Below are 18779 nucleotides of genomic sequence, written 5' to 3' on the forward strand. Positions count from 1 at the left end.
AACATGACAGTCGATGAAATGCTCAGTGAAGCTCGCGCCATGCTGACACCGCGCCTCTCGCCGGCCGCAGCCTATGGGGAGATGCAGCAAGGTGCACTGCTGGTCGACATCCGCTACCTCGAGCAGCGAGCCCGCGACGGCGAGATTCCCAACGCGGCGATTATCAGCCGCAACGAATTTGAGTGGCGCTGCGATCCTAGCGCTCCGTGGCGCCACGAGATGATCAACAGAGACGACTACAAGCAGCGCATTCTAGTGCTCTGCAACCAAGGCTATCAGTCTAGTTTTGCTGCAGCGAACCTGGTGCGCATTGGTTTCAGCAATGTTACTGACGTCGAGGGTGGCATGCAGGGCTGGCTTTCAGACGGCCTCCCGGTGGTGCCCTTTGAGACCTCCAGGCTGCGGGCACTCTTGGTGGCATCGGGCAGCTAGTCCCGACATGAAGTCTGCCATCTTTGCAAGCAAGCTGTGGCATGTGGGCGGCTCGCCAGGGCATCGATCACCGGCGCATAGCTCTTGCCCTGCGAGGGCAGATTGTCATGGTTGACGGGACCGGGCCACATCGAGCCGAGCGGTCCCAATGTCGCAGCCTCGGGCGCTCACAGGCCTGAGACGTGCAAAAGCCGCACTTTGTGGCGAGCCTAGGCGGATGATGGTGGCCCCGTTGCCGAATTTCGGCTGAGACTAACCGCCGACCGCCCGCCACCGTCAGTGGGTGTGGCCGGGATGGTCGCCATGATCGTGATGATGACCATGCGCATTCGGGCGATCATCGTCTGACGAGAACCGGATATTGGCAGCTGCCAAAGCTGGCAGGTGTTCGAAAAGCTCCTGTTCGAGTGCCGAGGCGATTTTGCTCGCTTCGGCCAGCGGCAAGGCTTCGTCAGCGGCAATGGCAATGTCGGCATGCAGCTTGTGACCGATCCAGCGGGCCTTGGCATCGACAATCCGCGCGCCGGGCACATGCTCCGCCGCATGCCGAATCTCGACCATCATGCCCGGCTCGATGCCGTCGAGCATGCGGGTGAGCACAGAGCGCGCCGACTGCCAGACGATGCCGAAGATGGCAATGGTGATAACGAGGCCGACGATCGGATCGGCAAGCGGGAAGCCGAGCCAGACACCGATCGCACCAATGACCACGGCAAGACTAGTAAGGCCATCGGTGCGGGCATGATAGCCGTCGGCAATGAGCGCGGCGCTGTTGATCTCTCGGCCGACACGGATGCGGAACATCGCGACCGCTTCATTGCCCAGGAACCCGACCAGGCCAGCCGCCGCGAGCCAGCCGAGATGTGTCACCGTCTGCGGATGAATCAGGCGCTCGACGGCCTGGTAGCCGGCGACGATGGCGCTGAACAGGATGACCAGGACGATAACGATGCCGGCGAGGTCTTCCACCCGACCAAGGCCATAGGTGAAGGTCGGCGACGGCTTGCGCCTTGCCAGCATGAAGGCGATCCATAGCGGAATGGCGGTGGTGGCGTCGCCGATATTGTGGATGGTGTCGGCAAGCAGCGCTACGCTGCCCGACAGGACCACCACGACCATCTGCAGCGCAGCCGTCACCGCCAGGATTATGAAGGACCATTTTATCGCCCAAATGCCGCGGTTGGTCGTCGCGATCGTCGCATCGATCACACCGTGGGTGTGGCCGTGTGGGCCGTGATGATCATGGCCATGGCCGGCATGATCGTGTGAACCGAAGCCAAGCCAGTCAAGGATGTACCCACCGAGACCGCTCATAGATACTTCGCCAACTGCTTGAGCTCCGCCAAGGAGTCATGCGAGCCTCCCTCGGCGGTGTCGTCCAGGCAATGCTCAATGTGGTCGTGGATGAGTTCGCGCTTGGCGCTGCTGATGGCGCTTTCGACAGCGTGGAGCTGCTGCGCGAGGTCGACACAGGGGCGATGCGCCTCGAACATCGAGAGCACCGCCGCGAGGTGGCCTTGGGCACGCTTCAGCCGTTTCACGATGGCGGGGTGGGAGGCATGGATCGGGTGTGACATGCGCCGCCTGATATCCTCCCCAGGAGGATAGAGTCAAGCCGTTCCAGATGCGCTAAGTGGACGCGATGGTCTCTATTTTCAGATCGCCCATCCGTCGGTCCGTTTAAGAGGGCGGCCGATGCGCCGATGGACGTGCGAGCCTAGCACGAACGATAGCGAAGGATCGCGAAAGCGGTCCTCCGCAGGACAGCAGGCCGGCTATATGAGCAGCAAGCAAAGCCACCTGCGATGTGATGGGCGTAGTGTCAGGTTTCTGGCCGGCTATCCGGAGACGGCACATTCCGTTTTCGGCCCTATTGCAGACGTTTGAACGACAAGCGGCGAACTTGGTATTGGCAAACGGATGCGCCTCGCACCCTGCAGATTCTCACACCAGATCAATAGCTTACTATGAAATCGCACATTTCAGCAAAGGTTAGCAATGTGCGAAAAACGACGAAAATACCAACGAATACAACCAACCGACCGCCGCACAATGTGCGCCCTTTTATCTTGCCGTCTTAATCGGTCGTATTTTTCGCGACTTTCTTTCCATCGTCGTTCCACCTCCAATGTACGATAATACACTATTCTATACTCGATACAACGATTCCGTAGTCTGGCGTTGAGTTCCGATGCGCCGTGTAGTCTTCCGCGCTCTGCGACGGGGTGTTTTGGCTGCACAAATGCAGCGCTCGAACCGTCGTGGCGCATTTTTTCATCGGGCTGACGGAGCATCGTCACAAGCAATCGGGCGCGGTCCGGCCGTCTGTCGATTGGCGCGGCCGCAGGCAGGATAACGTGCGTTCCGTCGTTCCTGATCTGCATCGGTCCTCATCCGCCGGAGCGAATCTCCTGGTTCAGATGGCGTCCGTCAGCGTGCCGGCGCCATGCGTTTCAACTGTCGGCCTTCTGCTCATCGATGCGCTCCCAAAAGCTTGCGGGCCTTGTCGTGCGCGCGCCGGCCGGCATCCGCCTGGCTTGCCGCCGGATCGCCGACATAGAACGTGCCGTCGCGCCACATCGCGTGCATGATCACCGCCAGCTTGCGCGCCACAGCCACGCAGGCCTTGCGATGGCAGGAGCGTTTGGCGATCGCCTGGCCCCGTCTCTTGATCTTGTCGGAGCCCTTCAAGCGCGTCATCAACCCCGACGCCGCCTCGTAAAACGAGCGTCGTACATCGGCATCGCCGGCTTTCGATATGCGACCCTGAACGTCGATCGAGATGCCCGACTGCCAGGGCCGCGAGGTCAGCCCGAAGCCGGCTCCCGCTGTTGCCGCGTGGCATTGGCGTCGCTACGCACGGCAAGAGCTTGAGCCATGTCGTCAGCAAACCGGGTGTCCGGCTCGTCGGCAGCGGCAAGGGAAAAGGAAAGACTGTGGACGATGCGCGCGGCAACGGCAGGACGCGCGCCAAGCCGCGTGTGAAATACAAGGACGACAAGGGCAACGCCTGGACGGGCCGTGGCGCGACGCCAAAGTGGTTGGCTGCCTATGAGGCGGAAGGCCGGAATCGTGGGGACTTCGCCGTATAGCGCTGGTCACCCCTTCGATTTTCACAGAATGTCCCCGGCTCAGGCGGGGTTTTTCTTTGAGGGATAGATCGTGGCTACCGAATCCGACTTAATCAATTTGCTTTTGCTGCCGAACGAGACGCTCTCCAACGAATATAAGAACTGGCTGGATCTTACCACCAACGAAGGCAAGGCGACGCTGGCCAAGGCAGCGATTGCCCTCGCCAACCATGGCGGCGGAACGATCGTTTTGGGGATGGTCGCTCCCACCGGCTCCCCGCTCCAATCCGTTCCGTTACCGGCTGGCATGAAGCGGTATGACACCGACCTTATTAATTCGGCGGTGAACCGCTACGCCGACCCCAAAATCCATTGCGACATCCAGTTCAAGCAACATCCGCACACTGGAGTTGAACACGCCTTCGTCAGCGTGCCGGGCTTATCGACCGTGCCGATAATGTCTGTCCGGGACCAGGGAACGACCATCTACAAGCACCGCTGCTATATCCGGAAGCCTGGCCCGCAAAGCGAAGAACCGCACACCTCAGAAGAGTGGCGGGCGCTTCTCAACCGCTGTGTCCTCGCCGGCCGTGAAAACCTTCTAGACAGCATTAGGAACATCATCCAAGGCATACCGGCGCCGGCAGCGGCCAAGGTGGAACTGGCCAACCGGCTGTTGGAATTTGCCAAGGAATCCCATGACCGCTGGACGGTGCTGAAGCGCTCACTGCCGAACGATGATCCGGCCCACATCCCGCTCGGCCGCTACGAATACACATTCGAAATAAGGGATGTCCCACCGGCGGCATCACTCAAACAGCTGAAGGATCGGCTGGACGCGGCATCGGCAATCAAGCACACCGGATGGGGGCCTTTTGTATGGTTCGATCGCAAGCCTATCGGCCCAGTGCCAGTCAACGGCGTTATAGAGGCGTGGATAGGTCACCCGGATGAGGCAGGCCGAGACGGGCGCCATTCGGATTTTTGGCGCGCTCACCCAGATGGGCGCTTGTTTCTTCTTCGATCGTTAGATGAAGATTTCATGCAGCGCACAACTCCCGGCCTCGCCTTCGATCTCACTATGCCGATTTGGCGGCTTGGAGAGGCGCTGCTTTATGTCGCGCGGTTCGCCATGCAATACGCTGAAAACCCCACTATTCTGGCGCGGTACGGGTACTACGGTCTACAAGGTCGAGTCCTTGGCACCTATGCCGGATCGAGGGCGCCCATGAACCACCGCGTGGGCCATACCGACTGGATCGAGACGGAATTCATGGCCACAGCGCTCCAAATCAACGACAACCTCACAGAGGTGCTGCACCCGATACTGCTGCCACTCTACGAGTCCTTCGACCTTTACGAACTGCGCATGGATGTAGTCGCACAAGAAGTTGCCCGGCTGCGCGGGGGCAATTTCTAGGCATACAAAATGCCCTGGTGAGGCGGCAATCTGGGCGCCCTCCGGTGGGACTTGCCTTAGAAGCGGCGACAATCCAACGTTCACCCTGCTGGCCTCGGGTCCCTCCCGAGCTTGTTCCAGACACAAGGGAATTCACACGGATTCCTACCTCGACCACTTTTTATCCCCACCACGCCGTCGTCCCGTGGGGGAACTGCTGCGAGGAAAACTACGACCCTCCCACAGTCGGGCGCATGAGATGAACCGCGTTGGGCGCTACGTGTTCATTCTTCGCGAAGACAGGGATTACCCTCGGCTTTCGTTTCAAAGAGCCGTTCCAGGCGGAGAAAATGGCACAGGAGTTCGGTGGCAAAACCTACGATAAGCTCGATCGCGGCAAAGGCAGCGGCTGGGAGAAGTGGCGGCGGAAGTCAACACCGAACAAGTTTGCCGGATATAGCTGACAGGCGGGCGTCGACGCCGCAGCTAAAACTCTTTTTTCAATGACTCCGTGACCGAGAACCTCGGAAACCATGGCCGTGATCGGCTCTTGTTCATAATGTCCCAATACATGGATCTTGCCATTTCATCAGTGATGAGCGGCGGCACATCGTAGGTATACATCTGCGGTTCAGGAAGCTGCTTGTACGAGCGTTCGAATTCCGGCCTGAGATACGCGAAAACCTCCCACCTGATGTTGTTCAGGAATTCGGCGATCGTGCTGGAGTGGTACATGAACAGGTGGGTATGAAACCACTCGAAAAACTCCTCCAGCATAAGATAGCCGTCGCGCTCGCTGATAGGGTGGCCGTTTTCAGCCATTATTCTGCAGATTTTTACGACGTTGCCTTTCATCCGCGAAAAATTGTGCTTCGCGATGTCGCCGCATATCCGCAAGAATTCAATTCGGGTAACTCGCATGTCGAGTTCGGTGTCGATCGATGGCAACCAGACCCTGGGCACGAACGCCGTCGCCTCCAGCCAGTCTCCGAACGCTTCGACCTCGCGTGAGAGCTCTGTGACTACGCCCCCCAGCTGCGGATTTGCGCAAACCTGACGAACATAAAACAGATAAGTGAGATTGCTGGGCTTTGTGTCCGGTGGCGGGGTCGGAAGCCCGAATGGCATCCCTTCCTTATTCCTGATCTGGATCGGCGACAGGAAGTCCACCAGCAGGATGTTGAACATCTTGGCACAGACGCGTGTCTCGAACATGAGGTTGGTGTCGTAGAACCTCTCATTTTTCATAAAGAGGCCGTAGTTCACCATGTTGTCGATCATACCCCAAACAGCGCCGAGGATGATGGCCTCCTGTTCCAGCGCGTTCGGCGTCACTGCATGATATGTCATCCGCAGAATTCCTTTAGTCCCCATCCTTCGCAAAGAACGCCTCTAGGTCGGTGCGCCGCTTCATAAACGCCTTTACCTCATCGGCGCTGGAGGATTTGAAATAGTCGTGGACGAAAAAGGCCGCCTGGCTGAGGATTGTCACGTAGTAATCCAGGCACGCCAGAAGAGCCTCCTTGCCGATGTCAGCAAAAAGGACCACCTCGATTTCGGCCTCAGTTTCCCCGGCAAAATGCTTGTCGGACAGGGCTTTGATGTTGTTGTGGCTGTGGCTGCAGAGATCCTTGTAGACCGCGCGATATTCGTTCTCCAACCCGGCCAAACGAAAGCGGTCGAATATATTCAACGTCGGCCCAAGCTTTTGCAGCTCGGCCAGCGCCGTCTTGTGTTCCTCCAGCGTGTGGGCTGCTTCTGGGTCCTTCTTGAAAAAATCAAGGTAGGGGTTGCCCGCCAAGCCGTGCTGCATCAGGTCAAGCGAGTCCTTGTGATAGAGCGCCAGCATCTGGTTGTAGTAGGCCGGGTCGTTGCACATGTTACTGAGGTCGACAAAGGCCTCGAGGTTCGTCCGCAGGATGGTTTCCAGCCCTGCCGACCTCTTGGCCCGGTGAAGGACGATGGCGCTGTCGGTGTTCTCGATGATGGATACGTATAACGCCATGATGGCGCGATGCACCTGTTTCCCCTTATCAAACTTGATATCCGGCGCAAGGCGCACCGTGTCTTTCATCGTGTCGACCAGGAGGGCGAACATCACTTCGATTTTGCTCATTCGACCACCTGGAAATAATTGACGAAGCCGTGATTTCGGCGGCCAATAGTCACATGAACTACCGTCTGTGCGGAAGATAGGCCGCTCTACTATTCACCGTACCCATCTGGACCGCTTAGCCGCGCTAGGCTGTTTGGTGGTGTTTCCGGATACCAGTGAACGCTGTTGCTTCCCAGCCGAAATTCATCATCCGCGTGCCGGTCAGGGGATGGGGCAACGTGCAGACGACTCCCAAGCCATTCCGGCTGTGTTTCGCGCATCACTCGGCACAATCAGGAGGTCCAGCAATGAACCACAGGCAACACCTCTTCGCCTTGCTCCTCCGCATTTTGGGCAAGCGCCCTCGCCCGCCTGAGCCCAACGCTCTCCAGCTCACCAACCATGCGCTGCACCAGCGTCCGCTAGTCATGTTTGCGTAGCGCGCTGCCCTGCGATGTATTTCATCGGAAATTTTGCTTGCAAAAACTGTACATTAGAAGATGCTAATCGCGCAGATTACACGACGAAGATCAGCCCTCAATACGGCGAACGCTGGTTCTGCTCAGAGGTCGAAGCGATTGCCTCCGGCTGGAGCCGAGCGAGAAGATGATATTCGTTTGGCTCGCCTTGGCGGCCCTTGTGCTGATTTCAATCTGGTACTGGAAGTACGCAGGCACCCAATCGGCGGCTCTGTCCCAGCCAAAACAGCTGGCGAAACAGGCCGGCGAAGGTAGGAGCGGGAGAAACCAGTTGGCCAACAAATGGATCGACGGCTTTAGAGGGCTCGGAAAGTTCGACTTACCGGGGCAAAAAGGGGTGTATGGCGAGCTTATACTGGAGGACAATGATTCCAAGCTGATGCTGCACGATGTTGATGAGTTTGGATTGCCTTACCCGACAATACATGGCGTCATCGACCATACCACTAAGCTTTCGTTACTCGACTGCGTTGTGATGAGTTCCGATCGCAGGGTCGATTCCCAAGGCGACGCGTCAAAGTATCGAATCGAGTTATTTCCACATCACATAATATTTGGCGACGAGCACGTCCATGAGAGTGCGTCGATATTTTCCTCAATTTCGTTTAAATTGACCGACGCGAAAAGTTTGTTTTATGATTTCGACGCTTTCGGTCTCGCACTAGAGCCAAATATGTTTATCGATCAAATATTGGCTGCCGACTCGAAAACAATTGGCCGCGAGATCCCGAAGGGAGAGCATCCGGAAATTGCGTACTTCACCGGCAAGCACACCATCATTCAAGTTCCAACCGCCCTCGGCAAAATTTCAGCAGAGCACCGGCCTTTAGTATCCATGGGAGGATCCGGAGGAAGCGGGTTTGTCAATTCGATTTGGGTTGAGATCGAATTCAAATCGGCACAAACCTTCAGCGAAGCTCTGACATCCGCCCAAGAGCTTGAGCCGTTCTTTTCAATGATCGCTGGAAGACCGCAGCGCATGGAAGAAATGCGGCTGATAGTATCGTCGGCGCCGGACGTGCCCAAGATTTTCGAAGTGTACAGCACAATGAAGCCATTTGTGCGCTTCCCAGGGACAGCGCCTCGGCCTTCGGATTTGCCGATCGATCCCGTGCGAAGGTCGCAAGAATACTCGAACGTTTTGGCTGACTGGGTCAAACGGTCGTCATCATGGATGGATGCGCGTATGAGGTATTCGAATTCGTTGCGCACCCAAGTTTTCGATATCGACCGACTGGTCGGTTCTGCCAACATGTTTGACATCCTTCCAGCATCGGCAGTGCCAAAGGATGCCGAGTTGTCGGACGATCTCAAAGCTGCCCGAGACAAGAGTAGGGAGTTGTTTTTGGACCTTCCAGAAAGCGCGGAGCGCGGCAGCATTCTCAGCGCTCTCGGAAGGCTAGGCAAAAGTGCGTTGAAAAATAAAGTCCGTTGGCGTGCAGCACCAATCATAGCGGAAATCGGCGACAAATTCCCGGATCTGAATTGGGTTTTGGACGAAGCTGTGAACTGCCGAAATCACTACGTTCACGGAACGGAGGGAAAGGTCGACTACGCCGCCAACTTCCTTGACACAGCAGGATTCTTCACCAAGACCCTGGAGTTCGTATTCGCGACCTCAGATCTGGTCGAGGCTGGGTGGGATATCAAGGGCTGGGCATCACGAAGCTCCAGCCTGTCGCATCCATCCTATGAATTTAAGTACGGCTATAAGGACGACCTGGCAGCGCTCAAACTCTTGTTCAACAAACAGTAGAGGCCGCGACCACCCTTGAAACCTGCATCAAGCCGCTATGGCATTTGCAAACTAACCGGCCAATCAGGCAAGCTTGTGAGAAGTCATCTGCTTCCGAAAGCTCTGACGAAGTCTCCGGTCCCCGGTGAGCCGAGGGTCGAGGCTGGCGAGGGACGCCGGCCAAGCCAACGTTTCGACGCTTGGCACGACAGCGGAATCGTTACGCGAACTGGTGAGGATATCCTGATGCGCTACGACGACCGCGCTATCGTCGAGCTCAGGCGCCTTAAGTTGCTATGGGAATCCTTCGGTGAGTCTGACAGGCTCGACGGTTCAGAGATCGAATGGCCCGTTCCGGAGTGGGGCTTTCGAAGATTGAAGACGCCACATTTCAAGCTTCTTCGGCTGTTCTTTCTTAGCCTTCTCTGGCGAGCAGCGATCACAAAACTCCCAGGGTTCACCTCGATAACCCTGAGCGACATCCGCCTAGAAGTTCTTCGGAGGATGGTGGCAGACGGTGATCCAGAGCCTCAGACGGTGTTTCCAATAACACTCACTCAACTGGCAACGCGCGGCCCTTGGCACACCGCCAGTCCCACAGTGGATTATGTAACCTATGAAGCTGTTGATGGAGTTCCTGAACAGCAAGTGCGTTCCTTCCGATTCTATTTTGACGGACTGATCGCTCGTATTGACGATGAGGAAACTGACACTTCGGGCGTCGACCGATGGAGTCACGCTGCAGTCGGAAGGTCCGAAGATCTATTTGTCATGGCTCGACCGTTCGAGGGGTCGCGCCAATCGGAAAGAATTGAAAGCCTCATCCGAGCTACCGAGAAAAGCCATCTCGGAGCAGTAGCCCGCATATTCGGATGGCATCGCAATCCGGATCAGTCATGATAACTGCCGCGAAGAAGGCTGCGCCCGCCAAGAAGACCGCGCCCGCCACGGCGAAGCAGGCGGCACCGAAAGCGGCCCACCGTCAGCCGGCAGCCACCAGCCGGAAACGGCAGAGCTGATTATATGCAGGATCTCCTCAGAACGGCCAAGCCAGTGCCAGTACGACGCCAGCGGTAAGGGGTGAAGGCGAGCTAGGGGTTCATTGTCCATGGGTTCTGGCTCTCAGTGGATTGTTGGCAGCGCTGCCGCGGGCGGCGGTTTGTCGTCACCGATGGGAAAAGACGCTCGCCCCCAAGCGAGTGCATCAATCAACTTTGTCGACAACTGAATCTGTAATCTCGTTGTCCATGGGTAGCGCGGATCGTATCGCGGGCCGGCTGAAAATTTCGAGAGAACCGCGCACATCTTGACTGCCTGAACCCTTCAGATACCTTCCACGGCGTGCCTTGAGAGAAGCGGCCCTTGGCGCCTTTGACTAAGCCGCGTGATAACCGACGATGGGGGAGCCCTTACGTCGTAGAGAACGAGCAGCACGGCTGCCCCCACGACACTCCCACAAGTCAACTGGCTCTCGCCACCCTCCTATAGGTGTCGCGGCCCTTATAGATCATATGGAGAGATCGATGCAGACGAGCGACGGCTACTGGTGGGCAAGCCACTTACACGAGGACCGCAAGCCGGAGATTATCGAAGTGCACGGTTTGGGAGCGTCACGCATGACCGATGACTGGCCCTACCATGTCGGCGAATTCGAGCTGCTTCAGCATATCGATACCAGCGCCTGGCCGCAGAAGGGAAAGCTGACGGAGCGGGAACTACTTGACGAAAACTACGCGGTCGATCCCGCCGCTGTCCGCCCAGGCTATTGGTGGGTCATCCACCATGAGGATCTCCTGCCGCTCATTGTCCTGGTTGGAAAGGATGCGGTCTATCGGATTGATGGCGAAGACGGCCTCAACGACTTCGAATTTCTTATGCCGATCGACACAGATCGCTGGCCCAAGGAATAGGTCATGGATGAAAATAAGACAGAGAAAAAGCCAAAGGTCGTCTATGGCGTCGGCGTCACGCCGTACGGCATGTATTTGATGGCTCAAAACTACCGGGCCACCGCTGACGCCCTTGAGAACATCCTCGTTCTGCCCCGAACATCGAACCATCCCCGGCGCTTTCTTTACTACCAGGCGATCGAGCATTTCCTCCGGACCTTCCTGCGTTTGAACAGTCAAGAACTGGAGAAGATCCAAGGGTTTGGGCATAGGTGGGGTGACATGCTGGACTGCTGTAACAATTACGGCCTCGTGATCCCCGCCAATGTTGAAAAGTACATCCGACTATGCGCGCTCAACAACGCCTTAGTCGGCATTCGATATGAATATGAACTGGACCTCGATCCGGGAACTGGCAAGAAGGCCACGCGCTCGACGCTGCCGCTTGAAAAGACCATCTACGCGCTGGAGCTCGCCGTCGGTGAAGCAATCGAGCAAACCGGCCGAGAGGTGTTCAAGAGGCCTGATCCGCCTTGGCTTGATCAGCGTAGGGTCCAAAGCTGATCGCACCGATTTCGGCGACGTTTACGCTCTAAGCTGATCGTCGCCGATAGCAGAAGAGTGCTTCTTCGATAGTGGGTCTCGCGATGTAGCGGTCTACCGAAATGCACCCCCGACGCACGATATTGGGTTTCAGTTTCGAACAAAACTTGCCCCTCGAATCTTCAGTCATTTCATTGACTCAGCCGTATCCCGTCGTGTGCCATTGCCTAGGACGACATGGCGCCAGTTTGATGCGTCGGTGTCTTGTTGAGACCGAACGCTATTTATCCGATTTGCACGCTACTGTTGCCTTTTGCCGAATGAAGTGTTGGGCAGCTACCAGGCAAAGATGCATCCCCGTATGGATGACCGACTATTGCGGGATGTATGGCTTAGACGATCAACGGCTTTATGGCGATCTTCATCGAGATCAGCCATAGCCAAGGTTATCAGGCCTCGCACAACGGCGCCCCCGCAGTCTACGAGGCAAGGATTGTGAAGAGCGATGCAATTTCGTATCCGCCGCGAGGTCTCTCCCGCGAGGAAGCAGCGCGCTATGTCGGCGTTGGACCGACGTTGTTCGACGAAATGGTCGCTGATGGTCGCATGCCGAAGCCCAAGCTCATCAACAGTCGCACGATTTGGGATCGTGTCAATCTCGACATCTCTTTCTCCTCCTTGCCCGACAAGGAGAGTAATCTCCAAACGCTGTTGGAGCGGAGTATGCAAAACAGAGAGCCACGATGACTACGCATATTGCGTATACGCTGTTAGCGTAGTAGAATAGCGGTTGGGGAAGATCACGTGAATGAGAATGAAGAACTCGCGCGGGACCTAAAAAACTGGCGGGCGAAGGAAGGTTTCACTGCTGAAAATGCAGCTACGGTCTTGGGGATACCCAAACGCACGTACGAGGGCATAGAGCAAGGTCGGGGATTCCCATACCCGCAACTCCTCCGCATTGCCTTCGAAAGCAAAACTCTTTCGCCGCAGGTGTCCCGAAAAAAGTAGCGGCGGAAACTGGAAGGAGGTTTGATGGCGCGGCCGTTCAAGAATGCCACCTACCCCGGCCTTTCATTTCGTCTCAAGAACGGAAAGGCCGTCTATCGCTATCGTGCGAAGGGAATGCCCGAAATCCATTTGCCCGGGCGCCCAGGCGATCCCGAATTTGAGGCTGCCTATGAGAAAGCGACGCAAGGCCAAGGCCTGAAGGCAATTATTATCGACCTGCCAGGCCGGGCACTGCCTAAAACTTTTGGGCATGCTGCGCGACGACTTGAAACGACGATGGAGTGGCTTGATTTCGATGAAGCCACGCGGCGGAAAAACGCGCGCCTGATTGAACGTTTCCTTGAGATGAAGGTTGACCCTGATTACCCACTGAAGTGGCGCGACACCCCTGTGGAACATCTCGATGCCGACCAGCTGCGTGTAATCGTAGAGGCCATTTTCGCGACCAATCGGACTGTTGCGAAACACATCCTGGTTGCGATCAAGAAGCTCCTGTGGGTGGCGATTCATGTCGAGAAATGGGTCAAACCGCAGAACGACCCGTCATTGTCCATCCGTGTCCGCATACCCAAATCCACGGCCAATCCAGCTTGGCCAATTGCTATCCGCGAGAAATTCGAAGCACACCACCCGATCGGATCTGCTGCTCGTACGTGCTATGCGCTGGGCTTCTGGCTGGGCAACCGGCGCGGCGATGTGGCGGCGCTTGATTGGGAGCATCTTGTAGTCCAGGAAGTCGAGCTGTTTGACGGCTCGATCGAGGTGATCGAGGCCTTCGACTTTCGGCAAAAAAAGAACCGCAACCGCCACGGCGGCCGCGAGATGTTCATTCCAATCGTCGACAAGCTCGCCGAGACATTGGCGCCATTGGATCGTTCAGAAGGCGGTGCGGTACTTAAGAATGCCTATGGGCTTCCGTTCGCGGAAAAGAGCCTTACTGGAATGATCGCGCACTGGAACAAGCAGGCCGGCATTCCCGAAGGATTCACCCTCCATGGGCTACGTCGCACCTTCGGCACCTACCTTGCCGAATGCAACATTCAGGCGCGTGCCATCATGGACGCGATGGGCCATTCCTCGATGACCGTGACCGACGAATACGTGCGACAGGCGAACAAGAAGCGGATGGCCGTCGATATCGCCCGAGCTATCAACCAGCGAGAAGCAAAACGCGATGCCATGCGCCAAAGGACACCGCTGCGCGTCATCAAATGAGCGATTGAACAGAACCGAATTGAAAGGCGGCCTCTGGCCGCCTTTTTCGTTGGGCCCATAATGGGCCCATAACGTTTTGGGCCAAGGCACCTTTTATATAATAAAATCAAAGCTTATGGTGGGCCCGGAGGGACTCGAACCCCCAACCAAGCGGTTATGAGCCGCCGGCTCTAACCATTGAGCTACAGGCCCCACGTGGGCTGGATTAATGTCTTTCGCTTTCCGGCACAAGGCTTTCCCGACGGGCTTTCGCGGAACGCCCAAATCAACCCATAATCGCGCTCTACGCGAGCTCTTGCGACTGGATCGCAGACCAAGGAGATTTTCATGACCAGACATCTTTTGCCCCTCGCGCTCGCCGCTGCAATCGCTTTTCCGGCGATGGCTGGAGCCGCCAATTCGCCGACGCCCGCCCGCATCATTGTTTCGGGTGAAGGCGAAGCGACCACCCCTCCCGACCTGGCTTTGCTGTCGCTCAGCGTGATGCGCGAAGCCAAGACGGCGCGGGCCGCACTCGATGCCAACAACGACGCCATGGCCGCCGTGATCGCGGCGATGAAGGCGGCAGGCATCAAGGATCGCGACCTGCAGACGGCGGGCATCCAGATCAACCCGCGCTACAACTACACCAACAAACCCGATGGCAGCCAGGAAGGCGAGCTCGTCGCCTACCAGGTGACCAACACGCTTTCGGTCCGCGTGCGCGACATCGACAAGACGGGCGAGATCCTCGACAAGGCTGTTTCGCTCGGTGTCAACCAGGGCGGCGGCATCGCCTTCACCAATGACGATCCGGCGGCCACCGTCACCGAGGCGCGCAAGAAAGCGGTGGCCGACGCCGTGGCCAAGGCCAAGACGCTTGCCGCGGCGGCCGGCGTCAGCCTCGGCAAGGTGCTCGAGATCACGGATCAGAACATCAGGCCGGCACCGATGCCGATCAACGCCAAGGCTTTCGACGCCGCGGCAGGCGCCGCGCCGGTGCAGGCCGGCGAGAACGCCTATAACGTCCAGGTGACCGTCACCTTCGAACTGAAGTAACCAGCTTCGACAATCCATGGCCGGGCTCTTCGCCCAGCCGTGGATTGTCCGCCGGCGCATCCATGAAAAACCCCGCGGGATCGCTCCCGCGGGTTTTTTTTCGAGCCGCACCCGCCCGATGGGACAGGGGGGCTCCGCTAGTCCAGACTGACCCCGTAGGGGTCATGTCTCCAGGCTCATCTTCGAAGAAGATGATGCCTCCAGACCGACCTTCATAGAAGGTCGTGTCTCCAGACTGACCCCGTAGGGATCACGTCTCCAGGCTCATCTTCGAAGAAGATGATGCCACTCCGATTTGAAGCCTCAGCGATAGATAACCGGGCAACCGCGTTGGTTGGCGAACACGACGACGACGCGGTCGCCGTCCTGGCGGCCCATGACCTTGACCACGCGGCGGTTGACGTCGACGATGCGGGCTCGGTAGAGGCCCATGCGCTCCGCCTTGTCGAGGGCGCGATCCGGCGAACAGCCGCGGCGCCAGCCGTCGCGGCGCCAATCGTCACCGCGCCAGTCGTCACGGCGCTCATCGCGGCGATGCCGATAGCCGTCGTCGCCGGCGTAGACGCCGAAGCGCGGATCCTGGTTGTTGCCGAAGCCGAGATAGAGGCTGTCGGCATGGGCGGGAATGGCTGTCAGCGCGCTGAGGCCGACCAGGGCCGAGAGGGCTGCCGTTTTCACCGTGTTGAACATGGTCTTCTCTCCTTGTTGCGGGCTTGTGCCCGTCCTCTTGAAAGCGATGATGGGAGAATGCACCAGCCTGTCTGAACTGTTTACGAACCCGCCGTTCATCTGCGGTTCATATGGCGGGAAAAAGAAATCTTCGCCAGGTTTCGAGCAATGCGCGCTCAAAACGTTGTTGCTCGTATTCCTTGTTCGGAGCTGTGCGGAACGGACCTCAAGGCTCGTGGTCGAGCATATAATCAAAATAGTCTTCAGGCTCGGCCAGGTCGGTCTCGCTCGCCTTCACCCGGCCGCGCATTGAGATGCCGGCCTCGTGCACGGTCTCGGCGCTGCCCGACACCAGCCGGTGCCACCAATAGAGATCGCGGCCCTCGGCCACCAGCCGGTAGGCGCAGGTGCTTGGCAACCAGCTGATGGTGCGCACATTCTGCGGCGTCAGCCCAACGCAATCGGGGACGCGCGCCAGCCGGTTGGCGTAGTCTGAACAGCGGCAGGTCTGCGCGTCGAACAGCCGGCAGCCGACGCTGGTCCAGTAAATCTCGCCGGTGTCCTCGTCCTCGAGCTTCGACAGGCAGCATTTGCCGCAGCCATCGCACAGCGATTCCCACTCGGCCGGGCTCATCTGCTCCAGCGTCTTTGTTTTCCAGAACGGCGTTTCCATTTTGGGGATGTGGCCCCAGCCATCGCCAAGGTCAAGCGCGACAACGGTTGAAATGCGGCCGCAACCGGGCCGAATGACACGAAGTTGCCTTCAAAAGGCCGGCCAAACGCCCTTTACGGCGTCTATCCCCGCCAAACTGGAACCAATCGGGCTAAGATCGGTTTCGGCAAGGATGGGACCCCACAAGGAGAGTTTTCGATGAAACGCCAACCACGGATTCTGGCAGGCACCGCACTTGGCCTGTTGATGGCATCCGCGCCGTTGGGCGCGTTCCCGCTTCAGGGAAGTGCCGCGTTCGACCCCACGCAAGGCGGTGGAACGCCGCTGATCCTGGCACAGGACGCACCGACCGACGAGGCACAGCCGACCGACCAGGAGCAGCCGCGCAAGAAGAAGCGCGATCAGCAGGCCCAACAGGCGCCGGCCGAGCAGGCAGCCCCGGCTGCCGAACAGCCTGCTCCACCCGCCGAGGAGCAGCAGCCCCGCAAGAAGAAGCACGAACAGCAGCAACAGGCCGAACAGGCGCCGGCCGAACAGGCAGCCCCCGCCGAAGAGCAGCAGCCACGCAGGAAGAAGCGCGACCAGCAGCAGCAGACAGAGCAGGCGCCGGCCGAACAGGCGGCACCCGCAGAAGAGCAGCAGCCGCGCAAGAAGAAGCGCGACCAGCAGCAACAGACCGAGCAGGCGCCGGCCGAACAGGCGGCACCCGCAGAAGAGCAGCAGCCGCGCAAGAAGAAGCGCGATCAGCAGCAGCAGACCGAGCAGGCGCCAGCCGAACAGGCTCCGGCTGGTGAGACACAGCCCGCCAACGACAACCAGCCAGTCAAGCCCGGCAAGAAACACAAGCAGGAGCAGCAGAAGGAGGCGCCTACTGCCCCGGCGGTGACGCCGGAAGCCGCACCCACGCCGAAGGAAGCTCCGGCTGGCCAAGCCGTGACGCCGAAGGTTGAACCCGCGCCTGCCGGCGAACAGCCCGCGACCCAGGGCGAGCAGCCCCAGGACAAGACAAAGAAGCACGGCAGGAAGCCCGCGGGCGAACAGCCCGCCAATGGCGAGCAGCCGGCGACAGGCGAACAACCGCAGGCGGGCAAGCAGCCCGCGACGGGCGAGCAACCGGCCAATGGCGTGAAGCCGGCAACCGGTGAACAGCCCGCCAATGGCAACACGGCCGCGCCTGCCCAGGGGGAAAACCCCGTGCAGGGCGAAGCGCCCGCCGACAAGAACGCTGCACCCATCCTCGACAGCCAGAAGGATGCCCAGCGCAAGGGCGGCGGCCGCAAGCATGGCGACCAGAACGGCCAGCAGAATGGCGAACAGCAGAATGGTGGCCAGAACGCCCAGCAAGGCGGCGACCAGGGCCAGAAGCCGGTGGTTGCTCCTGTCGACCAGGGTCCGCCTCCAGCCGACGACAAGGCAGCCCAGCAGGAGATCAAGCCTGAAAAGCTCGTCCCGGTAACGGAAGAGAAGGGCAAGCGCCTCGACCGGGCGCCCGACGAGAACATCCGCGACCGCCGTCGTCCCAAGGGCGTCGACGTGCTCAAGGAGATTGGCGACCGCGTCATCATCCAGCTCGGCGGCCAGACGATCGTCCAGAGCAATGAGGGCTCGCGGATGAACCGCGGCGCCAAGGACGTCTATTACGAGGATCTGTCGCAGGGCCGTACACGCGAGACGGTCCAACGCGACAATGGCGTCCAGATCGTCACCATCCGCAACCGTTACGGCGATGTCATCCAGCGTTCGCGCATCACGCCGGATGGGCGCGAATATGTGCTGAGCTATGTCGACGAGCGGAACTATCAGGATGACGGCGACTGGCGCGATCCCGGCGACGACCTGCCGCCGATGCGGCTCAACATCCCACGCCGGCAGTACATCCTCGATTCCGAGGATGTCCAAAGCGATGACGACTACTACACCTTCCTCGACCAGCCGCCAGTGGAGAGGGTCCAGCGTCTCTATTCGATCGACGAGGTCAAGCGTTCGGCCCGCGTGCGCGACATCGCACGCCGCGTCGACCTCGACACGCTGAACTTCGAATTCGGCTCCTCCTCGATCTCCGACACCGAGGTGCAGAAGCTCGAGGGCGTCGCTAGCGCCATGGAGAAACTGCTGAAGAAGAACCCGGCCGAGACCTTCCTGATCGAGGGCCACACCGACGCCGTCGGCACGCCGGAAGCCAACCTTGCCCTGTCGGACCGCCGCGCCGAAGCGGTTGCCGAAGCGCTGACCAATGCCTTCGGCATCCCACCGGAGAACCTGACGACGCAGGGCTATGGCGAGCAGTATCTGAAGGTCAACACCTCGGCGCCCAACCGCGAGAACCGGCGCGTCGCCATCCGCCGCATCACCTCGCTGGTGGCACCGGTCGCCAGCAACAATTAGGTCATGATTTCAAAACCATGACCTGGTTTGCGGACTCAAGGCGAGAAGCACCCATCCCCGACTCGATCGGGGATGGGAAAGCTTCGGATCCCGGCACCGGGCTCAAGAAGATTTGTACCGGCATCGGAACCGGCTCATTGAATCA

18 protein-coding genes, 1 tRNA gene and 2 pseudogenes are annotated in these 18779 nt (G+C 58.7%); 13 read left to right on the top strand and 8 right to left on the bottom strand.

The window, feature by feature from the left end; translation table 11 throughout:
* The first annotated feature begins 3 nt into the window (after positions 1 to 3).
* A complete protein-coding gene (locus ACLGL5_RS32060) occupies positions 4 to 432 on the top strand; it encodes a rhodanese-like domain-containing protein (RefSeq protein ID WP_069092887.1) in 429 nt (142 codons plus the stop codon).
* Positions 433 to 708: 276 nt separating this feature from the next.
* On the opposite strand, the gene ACLGL5_RS32065 is transcribed toward ACLGL5_RS32060, so the two are convergent.
* The 3 genes and pseudogenes from ACLGL5_RS32065 to ACLGL5_RS32075 form a co-directional block, all read right to left on the bottom strand.
* Complete coding sequence (locus tag ACLGL5_RS32065) at positions 709 to 1746, bottom strand: cation diffusion facilitator family transporter (RefSeq protein WP_083246860.1); 1038 nt, start codon at positions 1744 to 1746, stop codon at positions 709 to 711.
* On the bottom strand, positions 1743 to 2009 hold the full coding sequence (locus tag ACLGL5_RS32070; RefSeq protein WP_069092888.1) for a metal-sensing transcriptional repressor: 267 nt from the start codon (positions 2007 to 2009) through the stop codon (positions 1743 to 1745). The genes ACLGL5_RS32065 and ACLGL5_RS32070 overlap by 4 nt, the downstream gene beginning before the upstream one ends.
* An 895-nt stretch (positions 2010 to 2904) precedes the next feature.
* Positions 2905 to 3255 (bottom strand): annotated as a pseudogene (locus ACLGL5_RS32075) (transposase); the annotation flags it as partial.
* A gap of 47 nt (positions 3256 to 3302) precedes the next feature.
* Between ACLGL5_RS32075 and ACLGL5_RS32080 the strand changes: the two are divergent.
* Together ACLGL5_RS32080 and ACLGL5_RS32085 are read left to right on the top strand one after the other, a co-directional pair.
* Positions 3303 to 3524: an H-NS family nucleoid-associated regulatory protein gene (locus ACLGL5_RS32080; RefSeq protein ID WP_069092890.1), complete on the top strand. Its 222-nt coding sequence runs from the start codon at positions 3303 to 3305 to the stop codon at positions 3522 to 3524.
* A gap of 70 nt (positions 3525 to 3594) precedes the next feature.
* A complete protein-coding gene (locus ACLGL5_RS32085; RefSeq protein WP_069092891.1) occupies positions 3595 to 4923 on the top strand; it encodes an AlbA family DNA-binding domain-containing protein in 1329 nt (442 codons plus the stop codon).
* A 465-nt stretch (positions 4924 to 5388) separates the two neighbouring features.
* Here ACLGL5_RS32085 and ACLGL5_RS32090 read toward each other — a convergent pair whose 3' ends face one another.
* Entirely contained in the window at positions 5389 to 6252 is an 864-nt protein-coding gene (locus ACLGL5_RS32090) for a hypothetical protein (protein ID WP_141700974.1), read from the bottom strand.
* 13 nt (positions 6253 to 6265) lie between these two features.
* Positions 6266 to 7018, bottom strand: coding sequence for a DUF5677 domain-containing protein (locus tag ACLGL5_RS32095; RefSeq protein ID WP_069092894.1), 753 nt, complete (start codon positions 7016 to 7018; stop codon positions 6266 to 6268).
* A 502-nt stretch (positions 7019 to 7520) separates the two neighbouring features.
* Between ACLGL5_RS32095 and ACLGL5_RS32100 the strand changes: the two are divergent.
* The 8 genes and pseudogenes from ACLGL5_RS32100 to ACLGL5_RS32135 all read left to right on the top strand — a co-directional run.
* Positions 7521 to 7607 (top strand): annotated as a pseudogene (locus tag ACLGL5_RS32100) (sunset domain-containing protein); the annotation flags it as partial.
* Positions 7604 to 9232 (top strand): ApeA N-terminal domain 1-containing protein, encoded by a 1629-nt coding sequence (locus ACLGL5_RS32105; protein ID WP_069092895.1) that lies wholly within the window; start codon positions 7604 to 7606, stop codon positions 9230 to 9232. The pseudogene ACLGL5_RS32100 and the gene ACLGL5_RS32105, both read left to right, overlap by 4 nt.
* A gap of 225 nt (positions 9233 to 9457) precedes the next feature.
* Positions 9458 to 10111, top strand: a complete 654-nt coding sequence (locus tag ACLGL5_RS32110) for a hypothetical protein (protein WP_069092896.1) — start codon at positions 9458 to 9460, stop codon at positions 10109 to 10111.
* Between the two features lie 623 nt (positions 10112 to 10734).
* Positions 10735 to 11121 carry a hypothetical protein gene (locus tag ACLGL5_RS32115; protein ID WP_141700975.1) on the top strand — a complete coding sequence of 129 codons (387 nt, stop codon included), beginning with the start codon at positions 10735 to 10737 and terminating at the stop codon, positions 11119 to 11121.
* 3 nt (positions 11122 to 11124) lie between these two features.
* Complete coding sequence (locus tag ACLGL5_RS32120; protein ID WP_069092898.1) at positions 11125 to 11664, top strand: hypothetical protein; 540 nt, start codon at positions 11125 to 11127, stop codon at positions 11662 to 11664.
* A 474-nt stretch (positions 11665 to 12138) separates the two neighbouring features.
* Positions 12139 to 12390 (top strand): hypothetical protein, encoded by a 252-nt coding sequence (locus ACLGL5_RS32125; RefSeq protein WP_069093505.1) that lies wholly within the window; start codon positions 12139 to 12141, stop codon positions 12388 to 12390.
* A gap of 57 nt (positions 12391 to 12447) precedes the next feature.
* Complete coding sequence (locus tag ACLGL5_RS32130) at positions 12448 to 12654, top strand: helix-turn-helix domain-containing protein (protein ID WP_083246863.1); 207 nt, start codon at positions 12448 to 12450, stop codon at positions 12652 to 12654.
* 24 nt (positions 12655 to 12678) lie between these two features.
* The gene (locus tag ACLGL5_RS32135; RefSeq protein ID WP_069092899.1) at positions 12679 to 13869 is read left to right on the top strand and encodes a tyrosine-type recombinase/integrase; all 1191 of its coding nucleotides are present in this window, start codon (positions 12679 to 12681) and stop codon (positions 13867 to 13869) included.
* Between the two features lie 116 nt (positions 13870 to 13985).
* Here ACLGL5_RS32135 and ACLGL5_RS32140 read toward each other — a convergent pair.
* A tRNA-Ile gene (locus ACLGL5_RS32140) sits at positions 13986 to 14061 on the bottom strand.
* 135 nt (positions 14062 to 14196) lie between these two features.
* On the opposite strand from ACLGL5_RS32140, the gene ACLGL5_RS32145 reads away from it, so the two are divergent.
* Positions 14197 to 14907: an SIMPL domain-containing protein gene (locus ACLGL5_RS32145; protein WP_494372833.1), complete on the top strand. Its 711-nt coding sequence runs from the start codon at positions 14197 to 14199 to the stop codon at positions 14905 to 14907.
* 303 nt (positions 14908 to 15210) lie between these two features.
* Here the strand turns inward: ACLGL5_RS32145 and ACLGL5_RS32150 are convergent, their stop codons facing one another.
* Both ACLGL5_RS32150 and ACLGL5_RS32155 read right to left on the bottom strand, forming a co-directional pair.
* Positions 15211 to 15597 (bottom strand): hypothetical protein, encoded by a 387-nt coding sequence (locus ACLGL5_RS32150; RefSeq protein WP_083246865.1) that lies wholly within the window; start codon positions 15595 to 15597, stop codon positions 15211 to 15213.
* 205 nt (positions 15598 to 15802) lie between these two features.
* Entirely contained in the window at positions 15803 to 16249 is a 447-nt protein-coding gene (locus ACLGL5_RS32155) for a YcgN family cysteine cluster protein (protein WP_019860437.1), read from the bottom strand.
* Between the two features lie 198 nt (positions 16250 to 16447).
* Here ACLGL5_RS32155 and ACLGL5_RS32160 point away from each other — a divergent pair, with 198 nt between their 5' ends.
* Positions 16448 to 18634: an OmpA family protein gene (locus ACLGL5_RS32160; protein WP_069092900.1), complete on the top strand. Its 2187-nt coding sequence runs from the start codon at positions 16448 to 16450 to the stop codon at positions 18632 to 18634.
* The last annotated feature ends 145 nt before the right edge of the window (positions 18635 to 18779 follow it).

It is taken from the genome of Mesorhizobium sp. U510 (genome assembly GCF_059180695.1).

Bases quoted from the DNA above. Each gene is read 5' to 3' on its own strand.
- ACLGL5_RS32155 (WP_019860437.1), bottom strand. From the start codon at position 16,249: ATGGAAACGCCGTTCTGGAAAACAAAGACGCTGGAGCAGATGAGCCCG.
- ACLGL5_RS32090 (WP_141700974.1), bottom strand. From the start codon at position 6,252: ATGACATATCATGCAGTGACGCCGAACGCGCTGGAACAGGAGGCCATC.
- ACLGL5_RS32160 (WP_069092900.1), top strand. From the start codon at position 16,448: ATGAAACGCCAACCACGGATTCTGGCAGGCACCGCACTTGGCCTGTTG.
- ACLGL5_RS32060 (WP_069092887.1), top strand. From the start codon at position 4: ATGACAGTCGATGAAATGCTCAGTGAAGCTCGCGCCATGCTGACACCG.
- ACLGL5_RS32110 (WP_069092896.1), top strand. From the start codon at position 9,458: ATGCGCTACGACGACCGCGCTATCGTCGAGCTCAGGCGCCTTAAGTTG.
- ACLGL5_RS32095 (WP_069092894.1), bottom strand. From the start codon at position 7,018: ATGAGCAAAATCGAAGTGATGTTCGCCCTCCTGGTCGACACGATGAAA.
- ACLGL5_RS32120 (WP_069092898.1), top strand. From the start codon at position 11,125: ATGGATGAAAATAAGACAGAGAAAAAGCCAAAGGTCGTCTATGGCGTC.
- ACLGL5_RS32115 (WP_141700975.1), top strand. From the start codon at position 10,735: ATGCAGACGAGCGACGGCTACTGGTGGGCAAGCCACTTACACGAGGAC.
- ACLGL5_RS32145 (WP_494372833.1), top strand. From the start codon at position 14,197: ATGACCAGACATCTTTTGCCCCTCGCGCTCGCCGCTGCAATCGCTTTT.
- ACLGL5_RS32135 (WP_069092899.1), top strand. From the start codon at position 12,679: ATGGCGCGGCCGTTCAAGAATGCCACCTACCCCGGCCTTTCATTTCGT.
- ACLGL5_RS32065 (WP_083246860.1), bottom strand. From the start codon at position 1,746: ATGAGCGGTCTCGGTGGGTACATCCTTGACTGGCTTGGCTTCGGTTCA.
- ACLGL5_RS32070 (WP_069092888.1), bottom strand. From the start codon at position 2,009: ATGTCACACCCGATCCATGCCTCCCACCCCGCCATCGTGAAACGGCTG.
- ACLGL5_RS32150 (WP_083246865.1), bottom strand. From the start codon at position 15,597: ATGTTCAACACGGTGAAAACGGCAGCCCTCTCGGCCCTGGTCGGCCTC.
- ACLGL5_RS32105 (WP_069092895.1), top strand. From the start codon at position 7,604: ATGATATTCGTTTGGCTCGCCTTGGCGGCCCTTGTGCTGATTTCAATC.